Annotated in this window: 11 protein-coding genes; 5 read left to right on the forward strand and 6 right to left on the reverse strand. The window is 63.2% G+C overall.

Annotation, left to right across the window (positions count from 1 at the left end):
• The first annotated feature begins 200 nt into the window (after positions 1 to 200).
• Both AB7290_RS10605 and AB7290_RS10610 read left to right on the forward strand, forming a co-directional pair.
• Complete coding sequence (locus AB7290_RS10605) at positions 201 to 377, forward strand: hypothetical protein (protein WP_231143017.1); 177 nt, start codon at positions 201 to 203, stop codon at positions 375 to 377.
• An 82-nt stretch (positions 378 to 459) separates the two neighbouring features.
• On the forward strand, positions 460 to 1,932 hold the full coding sequence (locus AB7290_RS10610; RefSeq protein ID WP_441253380.1) for a carboxylesterase/lipase family protein: 1,473 nt from the start codon (positions 460 to 462) through the stop codon (positions 1,930 to 1,932).
• Positions 1,933 to 1,939: 7 nt separating this feature from the next.
• Here the strand turns inward: AB7290_RS10610 and AB7290_RS10615 are convergent, their stop codons facing one another.
• Positions 1,940 to 2,119, reverse strand: a complete 180-nt coding sequence (locus AB7290_RS10615; RefSeq protein ID WP_014493109.1) for a hypothetical protein — start codon at positions 2,117 to 2,119, stop codon at positions 1,940 to 1,942.
• A gap of 160 nt (positions 2,120 to 2,279) precedes the next feature.
• Here AB7290_RS10615 and AB7290_RS10620 point away from each other — a divergent pair, with 160 nt between their 5' ends.
• Positions 2,280 to 3,074 carry a DODA-type extradiol aromatic ring-opening family dioxygenase gene (locus AB7290_RS10620; RefSeq protein WP_441253381.1) on the forward strand — a complete coding sequence of 265 codons (795 nt, stop codon included), beginning with the start codon at positions 2,280 to 2,282 and terminating at the stop codon, positions 3,072 to 3,074.
• A gap of 515 nt (positions 3,075 to 3,589) precedes the next feature.
• Entirely contained in the window at positions 3,590 to 4,360 is a 771-nt protein-coding gene (locus AB7290_RS10625) for a phosphorylase family protein (RefSeq protein WP_441253382.1), read from the forward strand.
• A 24-nt stretch (positions 4,361 to 4,384) separates the two neighbouring features.
• Here the strand turns inward: AB7290_RS10625 and AB7290_RS10630 are convergent, their stop codons facing one another.
• The 4 genes from AB7290_RS10630 to glgC form a co-directional block, all read right to left on the reverse strand.
• Positions 4,385 to 5,068, reverse strand: a complete 684-nt coding sequence (locus AB7290_RS10630) for a nucleoside deaminase (RefSeq protein WP_441253383.1) — start codon at positions 5,066 to 5,068, stop codon at positions 4,385 to 4,387.
• 253 nt (positions 5,069 to 5,321) lie between these two features.
• Entirely contained in the window at positions 5,322 to 5,582 is a 261-nt protein-coding gene (locus AB7290_RS10635) for a SemiSWEET transporter (protein ID WP_028150382.1), read from the reverse strand.
• Between the two features lie 30 nt (positions 5,583 to 5,612).
• Positions 5,613 to 7,073 carry a glycogen synthase GlgA gene (gene glgA, locus AB7290_RS10640; RefSeq protein WP_441253384.1) on the reverse strand — a complete coding sequence of 487 codons (1,461 nt, stop codon included), beginning with the start codon at positions 7,071 to 7,073 and terminating at the stop codon, positions 5,613 to 5,615.
• A complete protein-coding gene (glgC, locus tag AB7290_RS10645) occupies positions 7,070 to 8,332 on the reverse strand; it encodes a glucose-1-phosphate adenylyltransferase (RefSeq protein WP_085401567.1) in 1,263 nt (420 codons plus the stop codon). The genes glgA and glgC overlap by 4 nt, the downstream gene beginning before the upstream one ends.
• Positions 8,333 to 8,669: 337 nt before the next feature.
• Between glgC and AB7290_RS10650 the strand changes: the two genes are divergently transcribed.
• Positions 8,670 to 9,137, forward strand: a complete 468-nt coding sequence (locus tag AB7290_RS10650; protein ID WP_441253385.1) for a hypothetical protein — start codon at positions 8,670 to 8,672, stop codon at positions 9,135 to 9,137.
• A gap of 128 nt (positions 9,138 to 9,265) precedes the next feature.
• On the opposite strand, the gene AB7290_RS10655 is transcribed toward AB7290_RS10650, so the two are convergent.
• A complete protein-coding gene (locus AB7290_RS10655) occupies positions 9,266 to 10,246 on the reverse strand; it encodes an ABC transporter substrate-binding protein (RefSeq protein ID WP_441253386.1) in 981 nt (326 codons plus the stop codon).
• Between the last annotated feature and the right edge of the window lie 453 nt (positions 10,247 to 10,699).

Consider the following 10,699-nt stretch of genomic DNA (forward strand, 5'->3'; position numbering starts at 1 on the left):
AGGACAGGTACAATCTTCGGTAGTCGTTTGCGGCACCATCGTGGCCGCGCGAAGGTTGCGGCGATACACGCACCGCGATGCACAACCGCCGGGATTGTCCGGGCTAATCAGACCACATCCTTCTGTGTATGCTTGCGGTTACAAGCCACGCGTACCAACCGGACGTCATGACAGAGTTGAGCGAGCGGACGAAAGCCAACATGGACGTCGTCCTGGAGCAGACGTGCCGCCAATTGCCGCACGGCGGCGATCACGACAGCCGCAGGTTCATCGCCGAACGCCTGATCGAGGCGGCGCAATCGGGCCATTCCACGCTTGGTGAGCTCGGCATCGTCGCACGCCGCGCGCTGGCGGAGATCGTCGCCAAGGGCGGCTAGACGGACGCCGCCGAGCTTGCCTCATCGCGGGCCGCAGACGTAACCTGTCGGGGAACCTTTTGGCGCATCGAGATCCCCCAGGATGCGGCTCCAGTTTGCCCTCGTTGTGGCGTCTTCACTCCTCTGCTGGGACGGTGCGGCCGTCGCTCAGGCGGTCGGGCAGTTTCCGTTCGCGCTGACGCGTGAAGGACAGATGCTCGGCGCCGTCGAGGGCGAGGTGGCGTCGTTCAAGGGGCTGGCCTACGCGGCGGCTCCGGTCGGCGCACTGCGCTGGCGCCCACCGCAGGTAACGGCCGAGAACCCCGAGATGCGCACCGCCTATGAGTACGGCGCGCCGTGTCTTCAGCCCTCGCTGCCTGATACGAGCGAGGACTGCCTCACGCTCAACGTATTCCGTCCCTTCGGGGTCGACGGCCCGCTGCCGGTGATGGTCTTCATCCATGACGGCGGCTTCGTCAGCGGCACCGCGAACGATCCGCTGTTCGACGGTGCAAAGCTCGCGCAAGCCGGCCTCATCGTGGTCACCGTGAATTATCGTCTCGGCGCGCTCGGCTGGCTCACTCATCCCGCGCTGTCGGAAGGTGGCTCCGGCAATTACGGCCTGATGGACCAGATCGCGGCGCTGCATTGGGTGCACGACAACATCGCAGCCTTCGGCGGCGATCCGAACAATGTCACCTTGTTCGGCAGCGGCGCAGGCGCGACGTCGATCGCGCTGCTGATGCTGTGTGCGCAATCGCGCGATCTGTTCCAGAAAGCCATTCTGCAATCGCTGCCCGGCCGCGCGCGCCTGCGCCCGGTGCAGGAGGCGGAGGCCATGGGCCGGCAATTCGTGGCGGCGCTTGGGCAGCAGGCGGATTTGCGCGTCGCTGCGCCGGCGCGGCTGCTTGCGGCCGAACAAAAACTGCTCGCCAAATCCGAACGCAGCTTCGCGCCCGCGATGGATGGTATCCTGCTGCGCGAAGACGTGGCCACTGGATTTACAGCAGGACATGAAAGCCGCATTCCACTCATGATCGGCTCGAATGACGACGAGACGCGTTTCGACGGCGAGCGGGAGATCAAGGAGACGCTGGCGTCCTCGGGCGAGAGCACCGATGAGCTGCGTCAGCTCTACCCTGACATCGCCAGACCATCGGAGCGCGCAGCCAAATTCTATACCGACAAGGTTTTCTCCGAGCCGGTCAGGCTGCTCGCCCGCCTCCATGCGGCAACCGGTGCGCCTACGTTTCGCTATCGCTTCGCTTACGTGACCGAGGCCCGGCGCACAAATCCCGACGAAGGGCACGGGCGCGAGTTGCAATTCATCTTCGGCGCGGAAGGCGTGCCCGGCGCGGGACTGCTCACATGGGGGGATCGCGAGGTCGCGAACCGCATGCGCGCTTACTGGATCAACTTTGCAAGGAATGGCAATCCCAACGGCCCGGATCTGCCGCATTGGGACGCGGCCGCAGACCGCGATCGCCTGCTGCTGATCACGAACGATCGCATCGCGAGCGGAGACGACCCCTGGTCGGATCGCCTGGACCGGCTTGCAAGCGAGAGCAGAAAATGAGTTGGGCTTAGGCCGCGAGCTCGACGCGCGGCGCGGGGCTCAGCCGGTGTTCTTCCAGATGGTCCATCGCGCCGTCCTTCTCGACGGCGTAGAACTGCTGACCGTCCTTGGACCTGTAGGCGGCGCGAACGACGCCGCGGCGGCCCTTGTCACTGTTGACGACGTCCCCCAGCGCAAACTTCTTCATCTCACGTCCCGCTTGTCTTCAGGCCGACTCCTTCGGCCATGGCCGGATTGTGGGCGGCAAATCGTTAACGACTTGCTAACCATACCGGTTTGCCTATGCTCGCCGCCGTTCGCGCGGGCAGCTCGCACGCGCATGTGGTCAACGAGACGAGCCGGCATCCATGACGCGATTTCCAACCCTCTTCCTGTCGCATGGCGGCGGCCCATGGCCCTTCATGGAGGACCGGCGGGTGCAATATGCCAAGACGGCCGCGGAGTTCGGCCGGTTGCCGCAGCTTCTCCCCGAGAAGCCCAAGGCCGTGCTCGTCATCACCGGCCATTGGGAGGCCGAAGCCTTCACCGTGTCGACCTCGGCGCACCCGCCGATGGTGTACGACTATTACGGTTTCCCCGAGCATACCTATCACCTCAAATATCCGGCGCCTGGCAAGCCCGAGCTCGCTGCGGAGGTGAAGGCGCTGCTCAAGCACGCCGGCCTCGATTGCCGGGAGGATCCCAATCAGGGTTTCGATCACGGCACCTTCGTGCCGCTCGGCCTGATGTATCCGAACGCGGACATGCCGATCGTGCTGTTGTCACTGAAGGCGAGCTACGATGCGGCCGAGCACATCAAGGTCGGGCAGGCGATCGCATCACTCCGCGACGAAGGCATCCTGATCGTCGGCAGCGGGCTCACCTATCACAACATGCGCGGCTTCAACCGGCCGGAGTCAAAGCCGGTCTCGTATGATTTCGAGGCCTATCTGAACGAGGCGATCAGCAACCCGGATGCGGCGCGCCGCAACGCGATGCTGGTCGACTGGGAGAACGCGCCGAGCGCGCGTCTCGCGCATCCCCGCGAGGACCATCTGTTGCCGCTGATGGTCGCGGCAGGTGCCGCCGGCAACGACGTGGGCAAGCGCGTCTTCGTCGACGAGGTCGCGAACGTCGCGATGGCGTCGTATGTGTTTGGATGAATCGTAGGGTGGATTAGCGCAGCGTAATCCACCATCGAGCCGCAATGAAGGTGGTGGATTACGCTGGCGGACTGCGCTTCGCGCAGCCGCGGGCTAATCCACCCTACGGGGTTCCGACTAAAAATGTCGAAAACAACCCCATGCACAGTAGAACGGCCCAGCAAATAGAATAGCTTAGCAGAGTACTTTTGCCGGCAGGATACGCGAGCGGTAGTTCGACGGGTTTGACACGTCGGGCAAAACAGCGGCAAAATTCGATCATGGCATCGCTCTCGCTGAAGCACAGCGATTCACGGTATTTGCGAGGAGTCCGCTTTGGGTTCGTTGCGCCATTGAAGGTGCGAGTCTCCGCCGCGATCAGGGGGCAGCTGTGGTGTCCGAGGCACAGTTCTCCAACAACTGGCTTCCAATCGGGAGGCCTGTCGATTTTGTCTAGACGGACAGTGCTAGTGCCGGCTTACTCTTGATTGTCCGAGTCTGGAAATACTTCGGTTTCAGGATTATCGACGCCTCTGATGACGCTGCATGTCACGGTCAACGACGCTCAGACTGGCGCCCCCCGCTGTGACTTGAAGGCGGTCATCGCCGTAGTTGGACTTGCGATCGAGGCCAGAATAGCCGGCGCGCCAGCGATGATCGCTGAAGGTGACCGGACCGCCTTTTACTTGCGTGACGCCATCAGACATGGCGCGCGCGGCATTATAAGTTTCGGGGTGTGCGGCGGGCTAGATCCGAAGCTCCGACCAGGTAACATTGTCATCGCCTCGTCGGTATTTGCCGCGAAAGATGAAGCTTATCCAGCTGACCTCCCCTGGGCCGAGGAGCTCCTTCGGATGATCCCGGGTGCCAGCTACTCTGCGATAGCTGGTGTCGCTTCCCCGATGACAAGTCTTGAAGAGAGACGGGATTTCCATAGCATCACCGGGGCGGTTGCCGCCGATATGGAGTCGCAGATCGTCGCTCGAATTGCTTCCGAACTCAGAATTCCCTTTGCCGTCTGTCGTGTTGTTCTAAACCCCGCTCATCGAAAACTTCCGAGGGCAGCGCTCATAGATATCGGGCCAGCAGGTAAGCCTGAACTGCGCAAGATTGGACGTTCGCTTGTTCAAGACCCGGGGCAACTCCCTGGTCTTAGCCGGCTCGCCGTTGACTCCGTCATGGCGGTGATGGCTTTGCGCAACGCCAAGCGACGGCTCGGAGCTCACTTTGGTTTCCCGCACCTGTGTTCACGAGACCGAGTCCCCATTCCGACGCGTGCACTTGAAACGATAGCCACACGCGCCTGATCCTGCAGCAGCGCGCTCCCGATCTCAGACTCCAGGCTTGTCCAGGTCCGAGATGGTGTTTGAATCTGCACGTCGGCGCAGGAAGACGTTACTCACCGAAAGAGCCGGCGCGGCCAAAATATCCGCCAGCGCGTTCCAGGAAAACGTTGGCCGAGGCGCGCCCGCGTGGCACGAAGTCTGCTCGGCCGCTCGTCCGAAGCAGCCTCGTCGTCTCATAAATCGCCATGCGAGCGGGTTCCAGTCGCGCCACACCTGCTCGGCCCTTTGAGATAGCAAGCCCGAGACGATTTCCGGCGCAGGTCCGAAGACCTCAGGCAGTTTGCTCGACAGATTGTTGTCCGACAGAACGTCCCATCTCGAAAATCCGCCCATGATCGGAGATGAAATGGCGAACACCACGCGACCAATCCGTGCCTCCCGTGTCGGGAAAGAACACATTGGGCAAGGTTCGACGATTGAATACAAGGTGCAATCCGGCAAACGCTTTTGTCTTAGAATCTTCTGCGCCTCTGAAAGAGCCACGAGTTCCGCGTGTCGGGTCACGTCGCATTCCGATGAAACGTGGTTGGTCGCTTCTGCGATGACCTGTCCTCGAAACGCGATTACGGCGCCGAATGGCACCTCTCCTTGCTTCACCCCTTGCCGAGCGAGTTCGAGGCATCTTTCCATCATGCGCAGATCTTGGACGTCAGCTTCTGATCTACTCATAGGCGCCCCCTTGGGAACGCGAGATCGGTGTTGAGAATGCGTCTGTCGCCGCCCCTTCATATTACGGCGGCGTCGTAGCGACGAAGAATGTTTCCGGCGCCGCTACGGAGGCGGCTCCTGCGGCCTGGCATATTGGCAATTAAGCAGCGGGCTACAAACAGTCTGACTTGATCTGGATCAAGGACCGTTACCTTTCAGGTACATCCGGGATCTTATGGGTACACGCGTCAATCCGCTCTACGCAGCTTCAACCTCACCCATACCTCAGCTTCATGAACAGGATACCGCCGGCGAGCACCATAGTGATGGCGTTGGCCGCGACCAGCGGGGCGTCGCCAGAGAGCAGGCCGTAGATGAGCCAGAGCGCCAGGCCCAGCACCATGACCAGGAACATGCCGAGCGAAATGTCCCGCGCCGAGCGGGTCTTCCAGACCTTGATGAACTGCGGCGCGTAGGCGACGGTGGTGCAGGTTGCGGCGGCAAAGCCGATCAGCTTGATCGCGAAAGGGTCCATACCGGCTCTATAGCATGGATTCGGTGGTGATCATGAGGTCCGGCGCGCCGCCATCAGATCGCGATAGAGCACGGCATAGTCGCCGGCGCGGTTGCGCCAGGAGACGTCGGTCGCAAGGCCGCTCAATTGCAGCCGGCGCCAGGTCGCCTTGTTGTGGAAGGCGGTGTTGGCCTTGCGCAGCGTGCCGGTGAGGGCCTCCACGGTGACGGGCGCGAACTTGAAGCCGGTCGCGTCGCGGTCCGATGTGTCGGCCTCACCGATGTCGACGATGGTGTCTTCGAGGCCGCCGACGCGCGACACGATCGGGACTGCGCCATAGCGCAGCGCGTAGAGCTGGGTCAGGCCGCACGGCTCGAACCGCGAGGGCACGATGAGGGCGTCCGATCCGGCCTGGATCAGGTGCGCCAGAATCTCGTCATAGCCGATCACGACGCCGATCCGCCCGGGGTTCGCGCGGGCGACGGCCTGATAGCGATCCTGGAGATCGCGATCGCCGCTGCCGAGCAGTGCGAGCTGCATGCCGTCGCCCAAGATGGTCGGAATGGCCTCGAGCAGGAGATCGAGCCCCTTCTGCCAGGACAGGCGGCTGATGACGCCGAGCAACGGCGCCTCGTCCGAGGAATCGAGATTGAACTGTTGCTGAAGCACCGCCTTGTTCGCGGCCCGGAACGTGAGGTCGTCCGCGCCGAAGCGGTAGGCGATGTGCGGATCGGTTTGCGGATTCCACACGTCGGTGTCGATGCCGTTGAGGATGCCGCTCAGCACATCAGCGCGTTCGCGCAGCAGGCCGCCGAGCCCCATGCCGCCTTCATCGCTCTGGATCTCCTGCGCATAGGTCGGCGAGACCGTGGTGATGCGATCGGCGAGTTGAAGCCCCGCCTTGAGGAAGCTGATGCCGCCGAAATATTCGAGGCCGCGAACGTTGAAGGAGTCCCAGGGCAGACCGATCGAACCGATCAGCTCGGGAGTGAACTTGCCCTGATAGGCCATGTTGTGGATGGTCATCACGGTGCCCGGCCGCGGACGGTTGTCATAGTGCAGATAAGCGGGCGCAAGCCCCGCCTGCCAGTCGTGGGCGTGCACCACATCGGGCACGAACGCGGGGACGAGGCCGTGGCCGATGTCGGCGGCGATACGTGACAGCGCAGCGAAGCGCAGGCCATTGTCGGGCCAGTCGACGCCCTCGGGAGTGACGTAGGGATTGCCCGGCCGCGCATAGAGATGCGGCACGTCGAGCACGAACAGATCGAGCCCGTGATGCGAGCCGGCGAGCAGGCGTCCTGGGCCGCCGAAATAATCCGGCCAGCGCCGGATTTCGCCGGCTCCCCCCAGCATCCGCATCACGTCGGGATAGCCCGGCATCAGCGTGCGCATCTCGACGCCGTGCGCCTTCAGCGCAAGCGGCAGTGCGCCGGCGACATCCGCGAGGCCGCCGGTCTTGACGATCGGGTAGACTTCGGAGGCGACCGCGAGGACGCGAACAGGCGTCATGTATTGAGCCTGTCGAGCATTGTCTGGGTGATGAGCGAGATGCCCTGCTCGGTGGTGCGGAAGCGCTTGGCGTCGAGCTCCGGGTCCTCGCCGACGACGAGCCCCTCGGGGATTTCGACGCCGCGGTCGATCACGACGTTCTTCAAGCGAGCGCCGCGGGCGACGTTCACGTAGGGCATGATCACGGCGTTCTCGACAGTGGCGTAGGAGTTGACGCGCACGCCGGTGAACAGCAGCGAGCGGCGCAGCGAGGCGCCGGAGATGATGCAGCCGCCCGAGACCAGCGAGCTCACGGCCTGGCCGCGCCGGCTCTCCTCGTCATGGACGAACTTGGCGGGCGGCGTGATCTCCGCATAGGACCAGATCGGCCAGGCGCGGTCGAACAGGTCGAGCTCCGGCACGACGTCGGTGAGGTCGATATTGGCCGCCCAATAGGCATCGACCGTGCCGGCATCGCGCCAGTAGGCGCGGGGATCGCTGCCCGAGCGTACGCACGAGGTCGAGAATTGATGCGCGATGGCGCGGCCGTTCTTGACGATATAGGGGATGATGTCCTTGCCGAAATCGTGACTGGAGTTCGTATCCTCGGCGTCGCGCTTGAGCTGGTCGAACAGGAATTTCGTATCGAACACGTAGATGCCCATGCTGGCGAGCGAGACGTCTGGCTTGCCCGGCATCGGCGGCGGATCGGCCGGCTTCTCCAGGAACTGCTGGATCCAGCCGTTCTCGTCGACATGCATGATGCCGAAGCCGGATGATTCCGCGCGCGGCATCTCGAGGCAGCCGACGGTGACGTCGGCGCCGCTGTCGACATGCTGGCGCAGCATCACCTCGTAGTCCATCTTGTAGATGTGATCGCCGGCGAGCACGACGATGAAGCGTGCGTTGTGCGACTCGATGATGTCGATGTTCTGATAGATCGCATCCGCCGTGCCGACATACCACATGTTCTCCGAGACGCGCTGACTGGCCGGGAGGATGTCAAAGCTCTCGTTGCGTTCGGGGCGGAAGAAGTTCCAGCCCATCTGAAGGTGCCGGATCAGGCTGTGCGCCTTGTACTGGGTCGCGACCGCGATCCGGCGGATGCCGGAATTCACCGCATTGGACAGCGCGAAATCGATGATGCGGGACTTGCCGCCGAAATAGACCGCGGGCTTGGCGCGCCGGTCGGTCAGTTCCAGGAGCCGGCTGCCGCGTCCGCCGGCCAGGACGAACGCCAGCGCCTGACGGGCAAGCGGCTCGGGTCTCGCGGCACTCATGTCATCCTCCCACGACTCTGGCGCTTTGCGAGAAGCCTCCCGGCCGCGCACGTTGGAACCGATAGTAACGGTACGAATAGTAAATCGGGAAGGTGCTTGTTGGTTGCGAACGCACGGGAAGCTTAATGCTTTGCTGTGGCCCCGGCTCCGTCGCACCAGTGTCATTTCCGTGCGGGCGCCGGCGTTGGCCGGACCACAATCGAGGCATGCGCTTGTATTCTTGTGCGGTGCACGCAATGCAGGCTGTGACTTTCGGAGGCTTTGACTTGGGGCAAGGATGCCCGATCATGGCCTTGCGATCCTTTTCCAAACGAAACGTCAGACAGGGAGCAAGACGATGAGTATCTGGAAAACCGCAATTGCCTGTTCGCTGGCGGGCGCGGTGATGGCCGGCCAAATCGAGCAGGCGGCAGCGGCTCCGCTGCCGACCAACGTCGCGACCAAGAAGGCCGCCGTCGGTGACGATGTCACCCCGGTGTATTGGCGCGGCCGTGGCTGGGGCGGAGGAGGCTGGGGATGGGGCGCAGGAGGCCTCCTCGCCGGAGCCATTATCGGCGGCGCCATCGCGAGCAGCGCGCCCTATGGTTACTATGGCGGCGGTCCGTATTACGGCGGTTATGGTTATGGGCCGGGCTACGGCTATGGTTATGCGCCGGCCTATTACGGCGGCTATGGGCCGAGCTATGGGTATGGTGGCTACTACGCTGGTCCCCGCTACTACGGCTATCGGGCCTATCGTCCATACTACGGCCCTCGCTACGGCTACTACCGGCCGTACCGGGGCTATTATGGCGGATACTGGTGACGGTCTTGCAGGCCTAGAGCGAGAGCCACACGATCAGGCTCATACAGGCGAAATGCGCGAGCACGATCGCGGCGAGGTGCAACGGGCCGGCCTTGAGGCTGGACTTGCGCATCCCGCCGCGCCCCGCGCTAGTTTGACCCCGCGGCCACGGCTGTAAAGCTGCGGTCGACGGCTTTGCTCACATCGAGCGTCTTCGGCAGGATGCCGTAGCGCGTCGAGCGGTCGGAGGCTTCCTGCACCTCCTTCACCACGTTCTGGTCGATCACGATCGGGCTGGTGCGCTGCGCGGTGTAGGCCGACAGCAGCACGTCCTCCGGCAGTTTGGTCAGCTCGGCCGTGCTCTTGGCGTATTCACTGATGTGATCCAGCGACCACAGCCGCGCCTTGTTCAGCCGCTGCACGAGGTCCTGCACCGCCGCGCGCTTGGTGGCGATGGCGTTGTCGGAGGCCACGATGAAGGTGATGGTCGGCGTCAGGCCTTCGCCGTCGGCGATCACGTGGGCCTTGTCCTTCAGCGTCGCGAACGAGACGTAGGGCTCCCACACGGCCCAGGCATCGATCGAGCCGGCGACGAGTGCGATCTTGGCGTCGACCGGGCCGAGCGGCGCGAAGGTCGCGTCCTCCAGCTTGATCTGCGCTTTCTCCAGCGTCGCGTCGATCAGGAACTGGCCCCAGCCGCCGCGCGTGCCGGCGAGGCGTTTTCCCTTGAGATCGGCGGCCGACTTGATCGGCGAATCCTGGCGCACGAGGATCGCTTGCGTCTTCGCATCCGACCTGGTGCCGCCGATCGCCTTGATCGGCGCGCCGGCCGCATAGACCGAGAGGAAGGAGAGATCGCCGGTGTAGCCGACGTCGAGCGCGCCGGCGTTCAGCGCTTCCAGGATCGGAGCGGCGGCAGGGAATTCCGACCATTCGATTCTGTAGGGCAGGTCCTTCGCATAGCCGGAGATTTCGAGCAGCGAACGGTTGCCGCCTTTCTGGTCGCCGACGCGCAGCACGACGGTGTCGGCCGCGAACGAGGCGGCCGCGGTCGACAAGGTGATGGCTGCGGCGAACAGCGATGCTGCGAGCCGGCGTGTGATGGAATGGTCGTCGAAGTTGATGCTCATGTGGCCTGTCTTGTTGCTTTGCTCACGACGCGTGAGCGAGCGATGCAGCGAGACGATCAAGTCTATGACGGCGCGATGCGCAGTCAATGAAATGGCTATCCGTATTCTAGATGCGTCGGGCAATGACGTTTCAGCGTAGCGCCGCTTTCGAGAACGCACCGCGTGCGCGGCGGGAGATGCGTAAGAATGATGCAGGCCGCGGAGTCGCGGCGCATCCTTGCAAGATGATGCAGCAACGAAAATCGTTTCATCGCTGTCCCATGCGCTGATGGAGAGAATGACCTCGCTTCGCGCCACATTCGAAATTCCATTTCATTGACGATGCGGCGGGCGCGCCGCATGATTTGCGCATCGCATCAAAGCGGCGCGGGAAGCGCCGGCGAAATTATTCTCTCAACGCAGCTCCACATGGAACATGCGCAACGCGAGACGTTGCGTGAATGGCGGAGCTGT

Origin of the sequence: Bradyrhizobium sp. 613_E4_N2_2, assembly GCF_052075995.1 — a bacterium.
GTDB lineage: Bacteria > Pseudomonadota > Alphaproteobacteria > Rhizobiales > Xanthobacteraceae > Bradyrhizobium > Bradyrhizobium barranii.